The following is a 19,785-nucleotide window of genomic DNA, read 5'->3' on the forward strand; positions in this document are numbered from 1 at the left end:
CTCCCGGCCCGTCCCCGAGGAGCCCCATGGGATCCCGCCCCGCCCTCGCCTTGCTGGACATCCTGCGCGACGAGGGCGTGGACCGCGTCTTCGGCAACCCGGGAACCACCGAACTGCCCTTCCTGGCCGCGCTGTCGCAGACCGACGACGCCCCCGAATACGTCCTCGGCGTCCACGAAGGCGCCGTGGTCTCCATGGCCGACGGATACGCCCGCGGCACCGGCCGCCCCGCGTTCGTGAGCCTGCACATCGCCGCCGGCCTCGCCAACGGCCTGATCGGCCTGCTCAACGCCCGCCGCTCCCGCACCCCCCTCGTGGTGACGGCCGGCCAGCAGGACCGCCGTCACCTCCAGCAGGACCCGATGCTCTCGGGCGACCTGACGGGCCTCGCGGCCCCCGCGGTGAAGGCGGTGTACGACATTCAGCACGCCCGCGACCTCCCGCTCGCCCTGCGCCGCGCCTTCGCGCTCGCCGTACGGCCGCCCGCAGGGCCCGTGTTCCTCTCCGTCCCCATGGATCTCCTCGGCGAGGACACCGAGATCGAGGTCCCGGCCCGCACCCCCACACCCGCACCGGGACCGGCCCCGGGCCTGGAACGCGCCGCACTCCTGCTGGGCGACGCCACCCGCCCCGCGATCGTCGCGGGCGACGGCGTGGGCCGCGAGGACGCCCTCGGCGCGCTCATACGCACCGCGGAGGCCTGTGGCGCCACCGTCCACCACCAACCGATGGCCGACTGCCTGAACTTCCCGACCACGCACCCCCTCCACGCCGGGATGCTGCCTCCGCGCCACGACGCCGTCCGCGCCGCGCTCGCCGCGTACGACACGGTGCTGATCGTCGGCGCGCACGCCTTCACCCCGCACCACTACACGCCCGGCCCCGCCCTGCCGCCCGGCCTCACGGTCGTACAACTCGACTCCGACCCGGACGAGATCGGCCGCAACTTCCCCGCCGACACCGGACTCGTCGGCGCCCTCGCCCCCTCCCTGCACCGCCTCGCCGAACTGCTCCGCGACCGCGTCCCCGACCACACCGCCAAGTCCCGCATCCTGCGCGCGGGCGAACGGCACGCCGCCGAGCGCGACCGCGCCGAGTCAGCGGCCCGTGCCGCCTACTCCCGGGCCCCGCTCGCCCCCTGGGCCGCCGCCCACGCCGTGGCCCGTGGCCTGCCGCCCGACGCCGTGGTCGTCGAAGAGGCCATCACCGTCGGCCTGTTGTTACGCCGCATCGTCCGCCTCGACCGCCCCGGCAGCTACACCCACACCGTCGGCGGCGGCCTCGGCTGGGGCATCGGTGCCGCCGTCGGCCGCGCGCTCGCCGAACCCGGCCGGCCGGTGGTCGCCGTCCTGGGCGACGGCTGCACGCTGTTCGGCCTGCAAGGCCTGTGGAGCGCCGCCCGGCAGACCGCCCCCGTCCTGTTCGTGGTCATGAACAACGGTGCCTACCGCACCCTCCAGGACACCTACGAGTCGATGGGCGGCCAGGGCGTCTGCCCGGGCACCGACCTCGGCCGACTGGACTTCACCCAGGCCGCGGGCTTCTTCGGCGTCGACGCGGTACGGGCACAGAGCGCGACCCACCTGCGCGAACTGGTCGCCGGGGCAGGCAAGTTGACCCGCCCGCTCCTGGTCGACGTACCACTGCGCCCATGACGGTGACGACGACCTACGTGCCCGCGTCGTCGACATCGCCCAACCACTCGCGCAGCTCCTCCCGGAGCGACCGCTGAAAGGTCGTCAACAAGGCCTGCACCACCAGGGGTTGCATGTGCGCTGAGAGCGACTTCACGTCCTGTGCCGCGCGCTCGGACACCTCACCGCGGAAGAGCTGCGACAGTTCGTGCGCGGCGGCGCGTGAGTGCTCGATGAGGACCTTGCGCGCGGCGAGTATCGCTTCCTGCGACAGGGGTACGTCCAGCAGCCCGACCCCCAGCCGCAGCAGTCCGAGGTCTGCGCGGTAGTCGGCGTCGTCGCCAGATCCGGCGGCGTCACCGGCCTCGACCACCCCCATCGCGGCCAGCCGCTCCACGTCGTCGTCGCCGAGCGCCCGCCCGGCCCGCCGCTCCAGCTCCGCCCGCGTCACCGTCTCCACCGCCTCCGGCGACCAGGAGGCCACGACGGCCCGGTGAATGGCGAGGTCATGGGCGTCCAGATCGGGTGGCAGCTGCTGCAGATACCGCTCGATGGCCGCCAGCGTCATGCCCTGCTGCTGCAACTCCTCGATGAGCGCCAGCCGGGCCAGATGCTCGCGCCCGTAATGCCCCACTCTGCGCGGACCGATCACCGGAGGCGGCAGCAGCCCCTTGGTGCCGTAGAACCGCACCGTGCGGACCGTCACACCCGCCCGCGCGGCCAGCTCGTCGATCGTGAGGGTCGGCCCCTCGGTGGTGTCGGTCGTCATGTGCAGCAGTATCGCTGTCTCACCAGTGCTGTGACACCTCCCGCGACCCATGCGGCGGTGCGGGACGCCCGTGTGAGATGTAACGCTCTGTGACGCACGCCACCGCGTGAGCCGCGGCCCCTGGGGGAAGGTGACCCCTTGGTCTGCGCCTTTACCGAGGGCACAGGCCATACGTACGTCCGGACACCCGAGCGCGACCCGCTCGAGCGCACCAGAGAGTGGTACCCCCGTGAGCAAGGACGCCGTGAACACGGCAGTGGCCGTACGCCGTACCGACGCGGCCTCGATGCCCGCGGACGCGGGCGACGCCGGTTACAGCAAGGACCTCAAGGCCCGCCACGTCAACATGATCGCCATCGGCGGGGCCATCGGCACCGGCCTCTTCCTCGGCGCCGGCGGCCGCCTCCACAACGCGGGCCCGGCGCTGGCGATCGCCTACCTGGTCTGCGGCATCTTCGCCTTCTTCGTCGTCCGTGCCCTGGGCGAGCTGGTGCTCTACCGCCCCTCGTCCGGCTCCTTCGTGTCGTACGCGCGCGAGTTCCTCGGCGAGAAGGGCGCCTATGTCGCCGGCTGGATGTACTTCCTGAACTGGTCGACGACCGGCATCGCCGACATCACCGCCATCGCGCTCTACACGCACTACTGGAGCCTGTTCACCGACATCCCGCAGTGGGCGCTCGCCCTGGCCGCCCTCGCGGTGGTCCTGGCGGTGAACCTGATCTCGGTGAAGATCTTCGGCGAGATGGAGTTCTGGTTCGCGATCATCAAGGTCGCCACGCTGGTCGCCTTCATGTTCGTCGGCATCTTCCTGCTGGCCACCCAGCACAAGGTCGGCGGCCAGACCCCCGGCCTGGATGTGATCACCGACAACGGCGGCGTCTTCCCGCACGGCCTGATGCCCGTCGTCCTGGTCATGCAGGGCGTGATCTTCGCGTACGCCGCCCTCGAGCTGGTCGGCGTCGCCGCGGGCGAGACCGCCGAGCCGGAGAAGGTCGTCCCGCGCGCGGTGAACTCGATCATGTGGCGCGTCGGCCTCTTCTACGTCGGCTCGGTCGTCCTCCTGGCCCTCCTCCTCCCCGGCTCGGTCTACTCGGCCGACGAGAGCCCCTTCGTCACGGTCCTGTCGAAGATCGGCGTCGAGGGCGCGGGCGACGTGATGAACCTGGTGGTCCTGACGGCGGCGATGTCGTCGCTGAACTCGGGCCTGTACTCGACGGGCCGCATCCTCCGCTCGATGGCGATGGCGGGTTCGGCGCCCAAGTTCACGGCCCGTATGAACCGCAGCCAGGTCCCCTACGGCGGCATCCTGCTCACCTGCGCGGTGTGCGTGCTCGGCGTCGGCCTGAACTACCTCATGCCCGGCCAGGCCTTCGAGATCGTGCTGAACGTCGCCTCCCTCGGCATCATCTCGACCTGGGTGATCATCATGATCTGCCACCTGATCTTCGTCCGCCGCGCCAAGGCGGGCCTGCTCGCCCGGCCTGGCTTCCGCCTCCCCGGCAGCCCGGTCACCGAGATCGTGACGATCGCCTTCCTCCTCTCCGTACTCGCCCTGATGTGGAACGACCCCGAGGTCGGCCGCAAGACCCTCCTCCTCATCCCGGTGATCGCGCTGATGCTGGTCGGCGGCTGGTTCGCGATCCGGCGCCGGGTCGCGAAGGCGGAGGACCGGGAGCTGACCGAGCTCACGAAGTAATCGGGGGCCGTTGTCAGTGGCGGCCTCTACGGTGGCGTCATGTCGGAGATCACTTACATCCGGGGTGACGCCACCGTTCCGTCGGTGAAGGGCGTCAGGCTGATCGCCCATGTCTGCAACGACAGCGGGGGATGGGGGAAGGGCTTCGTCCTGGCCGTGTCACGCCGCTGGCCGGAGCCGGAGGCGGCTTACCGGGCCTGGCACCGCGACCGCGCGTCGAACGACTTCGGGCTGGGTGCCGCCCAGTTCGTGCAGGTCGAGCGGTATGTGTGGGTGGCCAACCTGATCGGGCAGCGGGGGATACTCCCCCACGCTCGGCTTCGCTCGCGCGGGGGGACCCCCATCGGCAGCAAGGGCGTCCCGGTCCGGTACGAGGCGATCGAAGCGGCGCTGGGAAGGCTGGCCGACAAGGCGACCGAACTCGGCGCGTCCGTGCACATGCCGCGGATAGGGTGCGGGTTGGCCGGGGGCAAGTGGTCCCGCGTCGAGCCGTTGATCGCCGATCGGCTGGTGCTGAGGGGCATCGCCGTCACCGTCTACGACCATGGGGAGGGCGCGAGTTGAGCCGCGACATCGACGTGCTCGTGTTGGGCGGCGCCGGGGTGGACACCATCGTGTACGTCCCCGAGCTGCCGCTCCCGTACGCCGACAGCTACATGATCGACAGTGGGATCCGTCCCCGCGCCGGTCAGACCGGGGACTTCGTGGCCGCCGGGCTGAGCAGCCTCGGCCTGCGCACCCACCACGTCGACTTCCTCGGCGACGACCCCGAGGGCGACCTCGTCCGTGCCCTGCACCGCGAGCACGGCATCGCCCTGACCGCGATCCCGCAGCCCGCCGGCACCAAGCGCGCGGTCAACCTGGTCGGGCCGGACGGACGGCGGCTGTCCCTGTACGACACCAGCAGGGCACACGCGGACGACCGGTTCCCCGAGGACACGCTGCGGACCCTCGCCGCGGCCGGCCGGCACGCGCATGTGTCGATCACCCACCCCTGCACCCATGCCCTGCCCGTCCTCCGCGAGGCCGGCGTCACGCTCTCCACCGACCTCCACAACTGGGACGGCGAGAACCCGTACCACGAGCCGTTCGCGTACGCGGCCGACGTGGTGTTCCTCTCCGCGGCCGCCCTGACCGACCCGGAGCGCACCATGCGCCGTATCGCCGAGCGGGGGAGGGCCGAGGTGGTCGTCGCCACCGCCGGAGCAGACGGCGCGTACCTCCTGACCGACGGCGTGATCACACACGTTCCCGCGGTGGCCCCACCGGCGCCGGTGGTGGACTCCAACGGCGCCGGCGACGCGTTCGCGGCCGCCTTCCTCTTCGGCCGGCTGACCGGCGAGCCACCGCACCGCTGTGCTCTGTACGGCGCGGTGGCCGGCGCCCACGCCTGCACGGTGCCGTCGACGGAGACGGACGCGATAGGCCGGGACGAACTCCTCGAGCGTGCGGCCTCGTTCGAGGCCCTGAAGTCCCCCAAGGCGTCCTAGGCGTCCTAGGACGTCAGTGGCCGCCCTCGTGCCCGTGGTCGTGCACGCCGTTCGTAGCCGCGATCTTCTTCCAGGATTTCGGCTGCACCGAGCCCTTGGCCGACCTGGCGATGGACGCACTGTGCGCCGCCGGAGCGGCCGGCTTCGACGGCTGGAACAGCCATGTGTCGAAGAGCGCCGCCAGCGGCTTCCCGGACACCTCCTCGGCATACCGCTGGAAGTCGGCCACCGAAGCGTTGCCGTAGGCGTACTTCTGCGTCCAGCCCTTGAGAATGGCGAAGAACGCGTCGTCACCGCTCTCGTTGCGCAGCGCCTGCAGAGTGAGCGCGCCCCGGTCGTAGACCGCGATGTGGAACTGGTTCTCCGGCCCGGGGTCACCGGGCCGCACCTTCCAGAAGGCATCACCGGCCGCACGCGAGGCGTACACGTAGTCGGCGATCTCCTGCGCCGTCCCCTCACCCTCGTGCTCCGACCACAGCCACTGCGCGTACCGGGCGAAGCCCTCGTTGATCCAGATGTCCTTCCAGTCCTTGACGGACACCAGGTCGCCGTACCACTGATGGGCGAGCTCATGGACGACGACGGAGGTGTTCGACCCGTTCGCGAAGTTCGCCGGGCTGTAGAACGGCCGGGTCTGCGTCTCCAACGCGTACCCCGTGTCGGTGTTCGGCACATACCCGCCGAGCGCGTTGTAGGGGTACGGCCCGAAGTACTCGCTCAGCCAATCGGCGATCTCCCCGGTCCGCTCGATGCTCGCCCGCGCCGCGCCGTAGCGGTCGCCCAGGTCCTTGCTGTAGGCGTTGATGACGGGAATACCGCTCTCGCTGGTTCCCGTGGTCACGTCGAACTTGCCGACCGCGAGCGTGGCGAGATACGTCGCCTGAGGTTTGTTCGAGCGCCAGTTGTAGCGGGTCCAGCCCATCCGTGAACTCGTCGACTGCAGCGTGCCGTTGGAGATGGCCTGCGTGCCGTCGGGGACGAGCACCGAGACGTCGTACGTCGCCTTGTCGAGCGGGTGGTCGTTGCTCGGGAACCACCACCAGGCGGCCTCGGGTTCGTTCGCCCCGACACCGCCGTCCGGGGTGCGGTGCCAACTGGTGAAGCCGTACGCCTTCTTCGATGACGGCACACCGCGGTAGCGCACGACGACCGTGACGGCCGTGCCCTTGGCCAGCGGGCTCTTCGGCGTGACCTCCAGTTCGTGTTCGCCCGAGGTCGCGAACGACGCCTTCACGCCGTTGACCCGGACCTCGCTGACGTCCAGCAGGAAGTCCAGATTGAAGCGGGACAGATCCTGCGTGGTCTTCGCCAGCAGGGTCGCCGTCCCCTCCAACTCGTCCGTGGCCGGCTGGTACTTCAGCCGGAGGTCGTAGTGGGAGACGTCATATCCGCCGTTGCCGTAGGCCGGGTAGTAGGGGTCGCCGATGCCCGGAGCGCCGAGGGAGTTACTCGCGGCCGAAGCCGGGATCGCCAGCATCAAACAGGCGGCTGCGAGTGCGCCCGGCGCCATGATTCTGCGGTGCACGAAAGCTCCAAGTCGTAGGGGCCCGAAGTCTGTCCGGAGCCTATTCACCACCTGTGCCCCCGGTGTGTCCATGACCACTGCTGTCACACGATCGCCATTCGGCCGACCTGAGCCGACCCGCCCCAGGAACGTTTATCGGCCACTCAGGACCTCATGGGACCTAATGCACCATCAGTCTCCCTCTTCTGCACGGGAGTTGACCGATGTAACGTCCGCGCATGCCGATACGCATGCGCTTCACGACCTGGAGAATGCTCGCGACAGTGGCCACGGCTGCCCTGATGGCCACGTTCCTGACGCCCGCGACGGCGCACGCCGCCGTGCGGGAGAGCAGACCCGTCTACTCGTACGAGAACGCCATCCGCGAGGCCGTATGGGTGGACACCGGACTGGATTACGACCGCGACGGAAAGACCGACCGAGTCGCCGTCGACATCGTCCGGCCCCGCGAAACCGCCCAGCAGGGCCGCAAGATCCCCGTCATCATGGACGCCAGCCCGTATTACTCGTGCTGCGGGCGCGGCAACGAGAGCCAGAAGAAGACGTACGACGCCAACGGGAACGTCGTACAGATGCCCTTGTTCTACGACAACTACTTCGTGCCCCGCGGCTACGCCTTCGTCGGCGTCGACCTCGCCGGCACCAACCGCTCCGACGGCTGCGTGGACGTCGGCGGCCGCTCCGACATCCTCTCCGCGAAGGCCGTCGTCGACTGGCTGAACGGGCGCGCGAAGGCGTACACGAGCCGCACCGGCACCACCAAGGCCAAGGCGACGTGGACCAACGGCCGCACCGGCATGATCGGCAAGAGCTGGGACGGCACCATAGCCAACGGCGTCGCCGCCACCGGGGTCGAGGGACTGAAGACCATCGTCCCGATCAGCGGCATCTCCTCCTGGTACGACTACTACTTCCAGCAGGGCGCCCCGCTGTACGACTCCGGCCCCCACGGGCTGTCCAACTACGTCGACAGCCCCGACGCCCGCGCCAAATGCCAGGCCGTCCAGCAGATGCTCGTCGACGGGGCCCCGCGCACCGGTGACTGGACGCCGCTGTGGACCGAGCGCGACTACGTGAAGGACGCCCGCAAGGTCAAGGCGAGCGTCTTCCTCATCCACGGCATGCAGGACCTCAACGTCCGTATGAAGCACGTCGGTCAGTGGTGGGACGCGCTCGCGAAGAACGGCGTCGAGCGCAAGATCTGGCTCTCCCAGACCGGTCACGTCGACCCGTTCGACTTCCGCCGCGCGGAGTGGGTCGACACCCTGCACCGCTGGTTCGACCACGAACTCCTCGGCTACGACAACGGCATCGACCGCGAACCGATGGCCGACATCGAGCGCCACCCCGACCAGTGGGTCACCTCCAAGGCCTGGCCGCCACGCGGCACCGACACCACCACCCTGCGCCCCGCCAAGGGCAGCCAGGCCGGCGTCGGCACCCTCGGCCTACGCAAGGGCAACGGCACCGAGACCGTCACCGACGACCCGCAGCACAGCGAGACCGACTGGGCCGCGCACATCGACCAGCCCACCCCCGACAAGGCCGGCTTCGTGACCAAGCCGCTCACCCGCGACCTGCGCCTGGCCGGCTCCTCCGAGGTCACCGTCACCGCGACCCCGACCACCTCGACGGCCCACCTCTCCGCCGTCCTGGTCGATCTCGGCCCCGACACCATCCGCGACTACTCGACGAGCGGCGAGGGCATCGCCACGCTCACCGACCGCACCTGCTGGGGCGTGAGCACCACCGGCGACAGCGCCTGCTTCAAGGGGACCAAGGCCAAGACCGCCGACGTCGACTACACGGTCGTCAGCCGCGGCTGGGCCGACCTGGGGAACTACGCCTCCGACCTGAAGGGCGTTCCGCTGACGCCGGGCAAGCCTTACACCATCACCCTCGACCTGGCGGCCACCGACCACGTGGTCCCGGCGGGCCACCGCCTCGCCCTGATCATCGCGGGCACGGACAAGGACCTGATCGATCCTCCGTCGACCACGCCGACCCTCACCCTCGACCTCTCCCGTACCAAGGCCCGCGTCCCGCTGGTCGGCGGCGCCCCCGCGTTCGCCCGCGCCGCGACGGGCTCCGTGTCCGCAACTCCCGACACCACGCCGCTCGACGGCGTGACCGCACCCCGCACCACCCACCGCATCCCGGAGGGAGGCCAGTGACCCGCATCCGAACCGTCATCCTCGTCGCGGCGGCCCTCGCCGCATCCCTCGTCGCCGTACCGGCCCACGCCGCCGACTCCCCGCCCCGCACCGGCTTCGAGCAGTCGAACGGCGCCAGATGGACCGGGCAATCCGAGGAGCAGGACTTCCTCGCGGCCGTCGACAAGGCGAGCGACCGGGTCTCCGTCGGCCGCATCGGTACGACGAAACAGGGTCGCCCGCTCGACCTGGTCCGCATCGGCGCCGGCCCCACCCCGAACAAGGTGCTGCTCATCTGCAGCCAGCACGGCGACGAACCCTCCGGCCGCGAGGCCTGCCTGTCCACCGTGCGCGACCTGGCGTACGCCAAGGACCGGCAGACCCGGCGCTTCCTGGAGCGCACCACCCTGCTGGTCGTGCCCACCGCCAACCCCGACGGCCGGGCCGCCGACACCCGGGGCAACAGCGACGGCCTGGACATCAACCGCGACCACCTCGCACTCCGGACCGCCGAGGGCCGCGCCATGGCCGCGGTCATCCGCGACCAGCGCCCCGACGTCGTCTACGACCTGCACGAGTACGGCGCCACACCCCCGTACTACGACAAGGACCTGTTCGACCTGTGGCCCCGCAATCTCAACACGGACACGCACGTCCACGACGAGGCACAGGCCCTGTCCCAGTCGTACGTACGCCCCGCCGCGACGAGCGCCGGCTACTCGACCGGCACGTACGGCATCTGGACCGACCCGGTCACCGGCGATCCGATCCGGCAGGTCGCCGGTGACGGCCAGGAACGCATCCTGCGGAACATGTCCGGCGTCAAGCACTCGGTGGGCCTGCTCATCGAGAGCCGCGTCGATCCCCTCACCGATGAGGAGAAGGCCGACGAGGCGCTGAACAACCGGCGCCGGGTGACTTCCCAACTCGCCGCGCTGGACGGCCTGTTCGAGTTCACCGATGCCCGTCGCGGCCGGATCGAGGTGGCGACCGGCACGGCCCGGCTCGCCGGCTACGCCGATGCCGGACCGGTCCTCCTCGGCGGTGGCGACAACGACCCGCCCGAACCCGCCGAGGTGATCCAGGACCCGCCCTGCGGATACCGGCTCACCACCGACCAGTACACGCAGGTCAAGGACGAACTGGCCCTGCACGGAGTGAAGTCGAGGGCGACCGCCACGGGTGCCCTGGTCCCGCTCCGCCAGTCCCTGCGCGCCCTCGTCCCGCTGCTCCTCGACGAGCGTGCCCCGTATCACCTCACGGCCGGTGAGCCCGACATCGACTGCTGAAACGGCTGAGATCGACGGGATCTGTGGTAGGTCCTGGGAGACGACGTGGAACCGGCGTATCCACCGTTCACCGGGGAAGGTGCCGCAGATGACTGAGGATCTGAAGAGAAGGGGTGGCCGGGAAGGTCATCCGGACGTTTCCGGCCGCCCCAGTACGGACCGAGTGGTGTTCGGCGTCACCGCCGCCATCACCGTGGCCTTCGTGATCTGGGGCTGGGCCGCCACGGACTCGCTGGAGAGCGTGTCCACGAAGATGCTCGGCGGCCTGATCCACAACGGCGGCTGGGCCTTCATGCTCGCCGCCTCGTGCTTCGTGGTGTTCGCGCTGTGGCTCGCGATCAGCCGCTACGGCCGCATCCACCTGGGCGCCGAGGGCGAGGAACCCGAGTTCAAGACGGTGTCCTGGGTCGCGATGATGTTCAGCGCCGGCATGGGCATCGGCCTGATGTTCTACGGCGTGAGCGAGCCGCTCTCGCACTACACGGCCCCGCCTCCGGGCACGGACCCCGCCGGCTCCGGCGAACGCATGGAGACGGCGATGGCCACCACCCTCTTCCACTGGTCGCTGCACCCCTGGGCGATCTACGCGGTGGTCGGACTCGGCATCGCCTACAGCACCTTCCGCAAACGCCGACGCCAGACCATAAGCGCGGTCTTCACTCCGCTGATCGGGGAGAAGCACGCAGGCGGCACCGCGGGCCGGGTGATCGACATCCTCGCGATCATCGCCACCGTCTTCGGCTCCGCGGCCTCACTGGGCCTGGGTGCCCTCCAGATCGGCTCCGGATTCCAGGAACTGGACTGGATGGACGACGTCAGCACCGGCCTGCTCGTCTCGATCATCGCCGTGCTGACCCTGGCCTTCGTGCTCTCGGCCGTCTCCGGCATCGAGCGGGGCATCCAGTGGCTGTCCAACACCAACATGGTGCTGGCCCTGATCCTCGCGGTCTTCGTGTTCATCGCGGGCCCCACGATCATCGTGCTCGACCTGCTGCCCACCTCGATCTTCGCCTATCTCGGCGACCTGCCCCAGCTCGCCGGCCGCACCGAGGCCAGCGGCGGCGAGGGCGTCGCGGACTGGCTCGGCAGCTGGACCGTCTTCTACTGGGCCTGGTGGATCTCCTGGACGCCCTTCGTCGGCATGTTCATCGCCCGCATCAGCCGCGGCCGCACCATCCGGCAGTTCGTCGGCGGCGTCATACTCGTGCCCAGCACCGTCAGCCTCGTCTGGTTCGCGATCTTCGGCGGTACGGCGATGCAGCTGAAGGAGGGCGGCGCGCTCGGCGGCGAGGACACCCCCGAGGGTCAACTCTTCGGCGTTCTGCAGGAGTTCCCCATCGCCACCGTCACCAGCCTGCTCGTGATGATCCTGGTCGGCATCTTCTTCGTCTCGGGCGCCGACGCCGCCTCCATCGTGATGGGCACGCTCTCCCAGAAGGGCGCCCTCGAACCCGGCCGCTTCGTCGTCGTGTTCTGGGGCGTGGTCACCGGAGCCGTCGCCGCCATCATGCTGCTCGTCGGCAGCGGCCAGGGTGACGCGCTCACCGGCCTGCAGAACCTCACGATCCTGGCCGCCGCGCCCTTCGTCCTCGTGATGATCGGCATGTGCGTCGCCCTTATGCGCGATCTGCGCCGGGACCCGGTCATCGTGCGCGGCGAGATGGGCTCCGAGGCCGTCGAGCTCGCCGTGATCGAGGGCCACAAGAGGTACGACGGCGAGTTCGAGATCAAGGTCGGGCCGGGCCCCGGCACCGACGCGGAAGGCGACCCGCTGGGCCACGACCACAGCTGAACGGTGCGCACTCAGGAGGAGGCGAGCCCGGCCGCCTCCTCCGCGCACCCCCAAGCCACGGTCACACCCGCCCCGCCGTGCCCGTAGTTGTGCACCAAGACCCGCCCGCCCGGCAGCGGTTCACGCTCCAGCCGTACGGCGTCCCGCACCGGCCGCAGCCCCACCCGGTGCCCCAGCACCCGCGCCCCCGCGATCTCCGGCCGCAGCGCCGCACACCGCCGTACGATCGCCTCGGCCACCGCCGGATCAGGCTCCGCCGACCAGACGTCGTCCTCCGCCGTGCCGCCCAGCAGCAGCCGGCCCGGCTGCGGGAAGAAGTAGGCCATCTCCCCGGCGGCGTTCGTGGAGCCGAGCCAGGTCCGGATGCCGGGGTTCTCCACCACGACCAACTGCCCGCGCACGGGACGCACGGACGGGTCCGGTACGAGCTCATGAGCGCCCAGCCCGGTGCAGTTGACCACGACCGGCGCGTCGACCTCGGTGAAGTCCGACACCGTACGCTCCTCGACCGCTCCGCCCGCCTTGAGGAACCGCTCCCGCAGCCACGGGAGATGAATCGACATGTCGATGAGTGGCAACCGGGCCCAGATCGCGGACCCGGAATACTCCTCGGCCGTCGACGCCCTGAGCCCCGGCAAGCGGGCGGAGGCCCACGCCTCGGCCTCGTCCAGGTCCGTCTCGCCCATTACCCCCTCGACCATGCGTACGCCGGTCGGCTCGCTCCGCGCCGCCAGCTCCTCGTACACATCCAGGGAGCGCAGGGCCCATGCCCGCGCGAGCACGAGCGGTTCGATCCGGTACGGCCACCAAAGCGCCCCCGCAACAGCCGAGGTGGTTCCCTCGACGGGGTCCCGCGTCCAGACCCGCACGCGTACGCCGCGTTCGGCCAGGACCAGGGCCGTGGTCAGCCCGATGACACCGCCGCCGACGACCACGACATCGTCCGCCTGTTCGCTCCCCATGCCGGGACGTTAGCGGAATATGTCATGCCGCGCTCATATCGGTCCCGTCCTGGGGATACTCACAGCATGTCTGCCGAGTACGCGACCTTCGGCCTGGCACCGGCGATGCGTGCCGGTGGCGTCCTCGCCAACGGTGACTACCAGGTGCACCGGGATTTCGTGGACTTCATCGTCGACGGGCGCCCGCTGCTGTTCCAGCTCTCCGACCTCGACGCCGTCTCCCCGCTCGCCTCCGACGTCCCGCCCGCCATCTTCACCGCCCAGGTCCGCAGCCTGCTCCTGGAGGCGGAGGCTCCGCTTCCCGGCGGCCGGTACGTCATCTACGGCTGCCCGGACTGCGAGGACCTCGCCTGCGGCGCCGTCACCGCACTCATCGACAAGGACGGCGACGACTACATCTGGCGGGACTTCGCCTGGCAGACGGACGAACACGCCGACCTGGAGCTCAACGGCTACCACGGCATCGGGCCCTTCCGCTTCCAGGGTGCCGAGTACCGGACGGCGCTCGGCTCCCTGCTCGACGGCGACTCCGAGGCGCCGCGCCGCCGGGTTCTCCTCATCGGCGCCCGCGTCGCGCTCCTGGCCAAGCTCGCCGCCGCCCTGCGCACCATCGGCATCGGTGCCGACATCACCCATGACGTGGGCGGCGTCCCCGCCGACGAACTGCGCGCCTACGGCGCCGTCGCCTTCGGACGGGCGATCGGACAGGAGCAGCGCGCCGCCGTACGCCGCACCTTCGCGGATGCCGGCGTCGACGTGGCGTACGTCGACGGTCTCGCGCCGATCGTGCCGTTGCTGGTCGCGCAGATCGAACACGCCCTGGACCGCAGCCCTGCCGAACAGCGCCGCCTGACCCGCCTGGTGGCCGCCGACGGCGAGGCGGGCGTCGAGGTCACCTCACCCTGCCGGGTCCGCCTCACCGCGTACCGCCTCGACCGGCTGTACCGCACCCACGTCCATGAGGTCTTCGACGGCATCCTGGAAGCCGGCCGGCATCGCATCGCGCTGGACGCGAAGGCGGTGAAGGGGGAGTCGTTCCTGGTGGCGCGGACGTCGGGGAGTGTGCTGGTGGAGGCGGTCGCGCTCCGCTAGGTGGCGCGATGAGGTGGGTGCCGCTTTATGCCGTCGGTTGTCTGCGGATTCGTTGTGGCTGGTCGCGCCCACGCGGCGGAGCCGCATATCGATACAGCCCCGCGCCCCTTTAGGGGCGTTGCCCCCCGGCGATCTTGTGCGCCGGGAAACGCTGACGCGTCGAGGCGGCCTGGCCATTAGGATCGCTCCCTGTGACCGCCACCCTCGTTGCCAAGAATCTTGCCGCCGGCCACGGCGACCGCTCCCTGTTCAGTGGGCTCGACCTCGTCGTGGCGCCCGGAGACGTGATCGGCCTGGTCGGGGCCAATGGGGCGGGCAAGTCCACGTTGCTCAGGCTGCTCGCCGGGCTGACCGCGCCGGAGGAGGGTGAGCTGCGGCTGTCGCCGCCGACCGCGACCGTCGGTCACCTCCCGCAGGAGCCGGAGCGGCGCCCGGGCGAGACCGTGCGGGAGTTCCTGGCCCGGCGCACCGGAGTCGCCGAGGCGCAGTGGGCGATGGACGAGGCGACGCAGGCCCTGGTCGACGAGGCACCGGGCGCGGACGACGCGTACGCGACGAGCCTGGAGCGCTGGCTGGGACTGGGCGGCGCCGACCTCGACGAGCGGGCCGAGGAGGTCGCAGACTCGCTGGGCCTGGCGGTGGACCTGGACCAGCCGATGACGTCCCTGTCGGGCGGCCAGGCCGCGCGCGCCGGACTGGCCTCGCTGCTGCTGTCGCGCTACGACATCTTCCTCCTCGACGAGCCGACGAACGACCTCGACCTCGACGGCCTGGAGCGCCTGGAACGCTTCGTCGGCGGCCTGCGCGCCGGGACGGTGGTCGTCAGCCACGACCGAGAGTTCCTCACCCGCACGGTCACCAAGGTCCTCGAACTCGACCTCGCCCAGCGGCAGATCAACCTCTACGGCGGCGGCTACGAGGCCTACCTGGAGGAGCGCGAGGTGGCCCGCCGGCACGCCCGCGACGACTACGAGGAGTACGCCGACAAGAAGTCCGCCCTCCAGGACCGGGCACAGATGCAGCGCTCCTGGATGGACAAGGGCGTCAAGAACGCCCGGCGTAAGGCGAGTAACGACAACGACAAGATCGGCCGCAAGTTCCGCAGCGAGGCCAGCGAGAAGCAGGCCGCGAAGGCCCGCCAGACCCAGCGCATGATCGAGCGCCTGGACGTCGTGGAGGAGCCGCGCAAGGAGTGGGAACTGCGTATGGAGATCGCCTCGGCCCCGCGCTCCGGCGCCGTGGTCGCGACCCTGCGGGACGCCGAGGTACGACGCGGTGACTTCACCCTCGGCCCGGTGTCCCTGCAGATCGACTGGGCCGACCGGGTGGCGGTCACCGGCGCCAACGGCGCGGGCAAGTCGACGCTGCTGGGCGCCCTGCTGGGCCGCATCCCCCTGACCGCGGGACAGGCGACGCTCGGCTCCGGCGTCCTGATCGGCGAGGTCGACCAGGCCCGCAAGCTGTTCCACGGCGACGAGTCCCTGCTGGACGCCTTCTGCGCCGCGGTCCCGGACACCGAACCGGCGGAAGTCCGCACCCTCCTGGCCAAGTTCGGTCTGAAGGCCGACCACGTCCTGCGCTCCGCGGCCACCCTCTCCCCGGGCGAACGCACCCGCGCGGCCCTCGCCCTCCTCCAGGGCAAGGGCGTCAACCTCCTGGTCCTGGACGAGCCGACGAACCACCTCGACCTGCCGGCCATCGAGCAACTCGAATCGGCCCTGGACGCCTACGAGGGCACGCTGCTCCTGGTCACCCACGACCGGCGCATGCTCGACGCGGTCCACGTCACCCGCCGCCTGGAGGTCGCCGACGGCAAGGTGACCGAACGCTAGGGCGTGTGGGGCAGCCCCTGTCCCTTGCCCCAGTCCTCGGTCAGCGCAGCAGCGCGCAGACGAAGTTCTCGTGACGGAGAAGGTCAGCGACCGGCGCCCGTCCGGTGTGGCGGCGATCAGCTGCGTGTAGCCGAGGGTGTTGCCGGTGTGCCCCAGCACCACGCCACAGCGGCTCGTGTACCGGAAGAGGGCGAGGCCCGCGTCGTTGCGCCCCGGCCCGGCGGGCTCGAACGCCGCCCGACGCCCAGACACCGGACATGCTGAGGACCTCGCTGACGTCCTCCGGCGGCGAGGGCGGGCTCACGTCGTAGCCGTGCAGACAGGGCCTCGGCATGCGGGTAGCAGACGCTCGTACCGAGCGCCGGTCGCCGCTTCCGCCATCAGGGCGACGGCGATGTTGTCGGAGTTGGAGTACTGGTACCGGGAGCCGGGCCGGAACCGCAGAGGCTGGTCGGCGACGTAGTCGAGCAGTCGGCGGGAGTCGAAGCGGTGCCGGGGGTCGGCGCTGAGGGTGGCCACGGACGCCGGGGCCTGCGCGCCGGCGTGGCGTCACGGAGCCCCAGGCCCGCGGCAGACGGGGCAGCCGCTCGCGCAGGGTGTCGTCGAGACGCAGATAGCGGCGGTCGACGAGGGACAGCGCCACCGCGCCGCTGAACGCCTTCGCCGCACTGGCGATCGGCATGTGGTCGTGCGGGTCGGGCCTTCGGCCGGTCTCCAGGTCCGCGACACCGGCCCGGACGACCCGGCTGCGCCTGCCGTCGCGGAGGACGGCGATGACTCCGGGCGGGCCGCGTGGCGGCTTCCGCCGCTGCCGGGGACAGCAGGGCCAGGCAGGCGGCGAAGACGGAGACCGCCCCGAGATGGGGCCCGAACGGGGTACGGCGGCGGGGCGGGGTCGGCATCGGCACTCCTGAGCGGCGGCGGCACGCGGATCGGGCGTCCAGCTTCGCCCGCCCGGAGCCGGGCAGCCGTCCGTGCTACTGCAACACCGGTGCTGCGGCACGTTGCGCAGTCCAGCCGCCCGCTCCGTCATGCCGTAGATCGAGCCGGCGCACGCCCTCCGCCGACTCGGCGGTGACAGACAGCCGCTAGGGACGAACCGGCCCGGAGCCTCCGTGTCCCACCGGAGAGTCCGGGCCCGTGTCGTGGATCAGCGCTTGCCCTGCTTCTTGTCGACCAGACCCGCCCGGCGCAGCGCGTCGGCCATCGCGCTGTTGGCCGGCGGCGGCGCCTGACGCGAGCCGCCGCCACCCCCGCCGCCGCGCCCCTGCCGCTGCTGCGGCGGCCGACCGCCCCGCTGCCGACGCTCGCCGCCGCCCCCGCCCTGCTGCCCCTGCGGGGCCGTCTCGTCGTCGAGGCGCAGGGTCAGGGAGATCCGCTTGCGCGGGATGTCGACGTCGAGGACCTTGACCTTGACGATGTCACCGGGCTTCACCACGTCACGGGGGTCCTTGACGAACGTCTTCGACAGCGCGGAGACGTGCGCCAGACCGTCCTGGTGGACACCGACGTCGATGAACGCCCCGAAGGCCGCCACGTTTGTCACGACGCCTTCCAGGACCATCCCGGACGCCAGGTCGGAGATCTTCTCGACGCCCTCCTTGAAGGTGGCCGTCTTGAAGGCGGGCCGCGGGTCGCGCCCGGGCTTCTCCAGCTCCTTGAGGATGTCCGTCACGGTCGGCAGACCGAAGGTCTCGTCCACGAAGTCGTTCGGCTTCAGCGACCGCAGCACGCCCGTGTTGCCGATGAGCGAGGCCACCTCCTGGCCGGAGGTCTTCACCATGCGCCGGACCACCGGGTACGCCTCGGGGTGCACGCTGGAGGAGTCCAGCGGGTCGTCGCCGCCGCGGATGCGCAGGAAGCCCGCGCACTGCTCGTACGCCTTCGGGCCCAGCCGCGCCACGCCCTTCAGCTGGGTGCGCGACTTGAAGGGGCCGTTGGCGTCCCGGTGCGCCACGATGTTCTCCGCCAGCCCGGAGGTGATGCCGGAGACCCGGGCGAGCAGCGGGGCCGACGCCGTGTTGACGTCCACGCCCACGCCGTTCACACAGTCCTCCACCACCACGTCCAGCGAGCGCGACAGCTTCACCTCGGACAGGTCGTGCTGGTACTGCCCGACGCCGATCGACTTCGGGTCGATCTTCACCAGCTCGGCCAGCGGGTCCTGCAGACGGCGGGCGATCGACACCGCGCCGCGCAGCGACACGTCCATGTCGGGCAGCTCCTGCGAGGCGAACGCCGAGGCCGAGTACACCGAGGCGCCCGCCTCGGACACCATCACCTTGGTGAGCTTCAACTCGGGGTGCTTGGTGATGAGTTCACCGGCGAGCTTGTCGGTCTCGCGGGACGCCGTGCCGTTGCCGATCGCGACCAGTTCGACCGCGTGCTCCTTGGCCAGCCGGGCCAGCTTGGCGATCGCCTCGTCCCACTTGTTCGCCGGGACGTGCGGGTAGATGACGTCCGTCGCGACGACCTTGCCGGTGGCGTCGACCACCGCGACCTTCACGCCCGTACGGAAGCCCGGGTCCAGGCCCAGCGTCGAGCGCGTACCGGCGGGAGCAGCGAGCAGCAGATCCCGCAGGTTCGCTGCGAAGACGCCCACCGCCTCGTCCTCGGCGGCCGTGCGCAGGCGCAGCCGCAGGTCGATGCCGAGGTGGACGAGGATCCGGGTGCGCCAGGCCCAACGGACCGTGTCCTTGAGCCACTTGTCGGCGGGACGGCCGCGGTCGGCGATCGCGAACTTGGCGGCGACGATCCCCTCGTACGACGAAGGACCGTCCGTGGGCTCCTCCGGCTCCAGGACGAGATCGAGGACCTCCTCCTTCTCGCCGCGCAGCATCGCCAGGATGCGGTGCGAGGGCAGCTCGGTGAACGGTTCCGCGAAGTCGAAGTAGTCGGCGAACTTCGCGCCCGCCTCCTCCTTGCCGTCGCGCACCTTGGCCGAAAGCCGCCCGCGCACCCACATGCGCTCACGCAGCTCGCCGATCAGGTCGGCGTCCTCCGAGAACCGCTCGGTGAGGATCGCCCGGGCCCCGTCGAGTGCGGCCTGCGGATCGGCCACGCCCTTGTCGGCGTCGACGAAGGCGGCGGCAGCGGCCGTCGGGTCGACGGTCGGGTCACTGAGCAGCCCCTCCGCGAGCGGCTCCAGTCCGGCCTCACGCGCGATCTGTGCCTTGGTCCTGCGCTTGGGCTTGTACGGCAGATAGATGTCCTCGAGCCGCGCCTTGGTCTCGGCGCCGCGGATCTGGGCCTCCAGCTCCGCGGTCAGCTTGCCCTGCTCGCGCACCGAGTCGAGGATCGCCGTCCGCCGCTCCTCCAGCTCCCGCAGATAGCGCAGCCGCTCCTCGATCGTGCGCAGCTGCGCGTCGTCGAGCATCTCGGTCGCTTCCTTGCGGTAGCGGGCGATGAAGGGCACCGTCGAACCGCCGTCGAGCAGCTCCACGGCAGCTTTCACCTGCCGCTCCCGTACGCCGAGCTCCGCGGCGATCCTGCCTTCGATGGACCCTACGAGGGGTGTCGTCACGATCCCGTTCCCGCCTTCTGACTGAGGT

13 protein-coding genes and 1 pseudogene are annotated in these 19,785 nt (G+C 70.8%); 9 read left to right on the forward strand and 5 right to left on the reverse strand.

What is annotated here, in order from left to right; genetic code table 11:
• Positions 1–26 precede the first annotated feature (26 nt).
• Positions 27–1,655 (forward strand): thiamine pyrophosphate-binding protein, encoded by a 1,629-nt coding sequence (locus ADL12_RS05485; RefSeq protein ID WP_062699089.1) that lies wholly within the window; start codon positions 27–29, stop codon positions 1,653–1,655.
• A 13-nt stretch (positions 1,656–1,668) separates the two neighbouring features.
• Here the strand turns inward: ADL12_RS05485 and ADL12_RS05490 are convergent, their stop codons facing one another.
• Positions 1,669–2,403: a MerR family transcriptional regulator gene (locus ADL12_RS05490; RefSeq protein WP_062699091.1), complete on the reverse strand. Its 735-nt coding sequence runs from the start codon at positions 2,401–2,403 to the stop codon at positions 1,669–1,671.
• 229 nt (positions 2,404–2,632) lie between these two features.
• On the opposite strand from ADL12_RS05490, the gene ADL12_RS05495 reads away from it, so the two are divergent.
• From ADL12_RS05495 to ADL12_RS05505, 3 genes are read left to right on the forward strand one after another with little or no spacing between them, the layout of a single operon-like run.
• Entirely contained in the window at positions 2,633–4,099 is a 1,467-nt protein-coding gene (locus ADL12_RS05495; RefSeq protein WP_062699092.1) for an amino acid permease, read from the forward strand.
• A 39-nt stretch (positions 4,100–4,138) separates the two neighbouring features.
• Positions 4,139–4,663, forward strand: a complete 525-nt coding sequence (locus ADL12_RS05500) for a macro domain-containing protein (protein WP_062699094.1) — start codon at positions 4,139–4,141, stop codon at positions 4,661–4,663.
• Positions 4,660–5,589, forward strand: coding sequence for a PfkB family carbohydrate kinase (locus ADL12_RS05505; protein WP_062699096.1), 930 nt, complete (start codon positions 4,660–4,662; stop codon positions 5,587–5,589). The genes ADL12_RS05500 and ADL12_RS05505 overlap by 4 nt, the downstream gene beginning before the upstream one ends.
• Positions 5,590–5,602: 13 nt before the next feature.
• On the opposite strand, the gene ADL12_RS05510 is transcribed toward ADL12_RS05505, so the two are convergent.
• A complete protein-coding gene (locus tag ADL12_RS05510) occupies positions 5,603–7,114 on the reverse strand; it encodes a M1 family metallopeptidase (RefSeq protein WP_062699098.1) in 1,512 nt (503 codons plus the stop codon).
• 218 nt (positions 7,115–7,332) lie between these two features.
• On the opposite strand from ADL12_RS05510, the gene ADL12_RS05515 reads away from it, so the two are divergent.
• From ADL12_RS05515 to ADL12_RS05525, 3 genes are all read left to right on the forward strand, one after another.
• Positions 7,333–9,288: a Xaa-Pro dipeptidyl-peptidase gene (locus ADL12_RS05515; protein ID WP_062699100.1), complete on the forward strand. Its 1,956-nt coding sequence runs from the start codon at positions 7,333–7,335 to the stop codon at positions 9,286–9,288.
• Positions 9,285–10,556 carry a M14 family metallopeptidase gene (locus ADL12_RS05520; RefSeq protein ID WP_062699102.1) on the forward strand — a complete coding sequence of 424 codons (1,272 nt, stop codon included), beginning with the start codon at positions 9,285–9,287 and terminating at the stop codon, positions 10,554–10,556. Before ADL12_RS05515 ends, ADL12_RS05520 begins: the two co-directional genes overlap by 4 nt.
• Before the next feature lie 88 nt (positions 10,557–10,644).
• Positions 10,645–12,348 carry a BCCT family transporter gene (locus ADL12_RS05525; RefSeq protein WP_062699103.1) on the forward strand — a complete coding sequence of 568 codons (1,704 nt, stop codon included), beginning with the start codon at positions 10,645–10,647 and terminating at the stop codon, positions 12,346–12,348.
• An 11-nt stretch (positions 12,349–12,359) separates the two neighbouring features.
• On the opposite strand, the gene ADL12_RS05530 is transcribed toward ADL12_RS05525, so the two are convergent.
• Positions 12,360–13,310 carry an FAD-dependent oxidoreductase gene (locus ADL12_RS05530; RefSeq protein ID WP_062699106.1) on the reverse strand — a complete coding sequence of 317 codons (951 nt, stop codon included), beginning with the start codon at positions 13,308–13,310 and terminating at the stop codon, positions 12,360–12,362.
• 66 nt (positions 13,311–13,376) lie between these two features.
• On the opposite strand from ADL12_RS05530, the gene ADL12_RS05535 reads away from it, so the two are divergent.
• Entirely contained in the window at positions 13,377–14,402 is a 1,026-nt protein-coding gene (locus tag ADL12_RS05535) for a hypothetical protein (RefSeq protein ID WP_062699108.1), read from the forward strand.
• A gap of 191 nt (positions 14,403–14,593) precedes the next feature.
• Positions 14,594–16,234: an ABC-F family ATP-binding cassette domain-containing protein gene (locus ADL12_RS05540; protein WP_062699110.1), complete on the forward strand. Its 1,641-nt coding sequence runs from the start codon at positions 14,594–14,596 to the stop codon at positions 16,232–16,234.
• A gap of 69 nt (positions 16,235–16,303) precedes the next feature.
• Here the strand turns inward: ADL12_RS05540 and ADL12_RS49675 are convergent.
• Positions 16,304–17,096 (reverse strand): annotated as a pseudogene (locus ADL12_RS49675) (serine hydrolase domain-containing protein); the annotation flags it as partial.
• 288 nt (positions 17,097–17,384) lie between these two features.
• Entirely contained in the window at positions 17,385–19,757 is a 2,373-nt protein-coding gene (locus tag ADL12_RS05550) for a Tex family protein (protein WP_062699113.1), read from the reverse strand.
• Positions 19,758–19,785 lie beyond the last annotated feature (28 nt).

Source organism: Streptomyces regalis, from assembly GCF_001509475.1.
In the GTDB taxonomy this organism is placed as follows: Bacteria; Actinomycetota; Actinomycetes; order Streptomycetales; family Streptomycetaceae; genus Streptomyces; species Streptomyces regalis.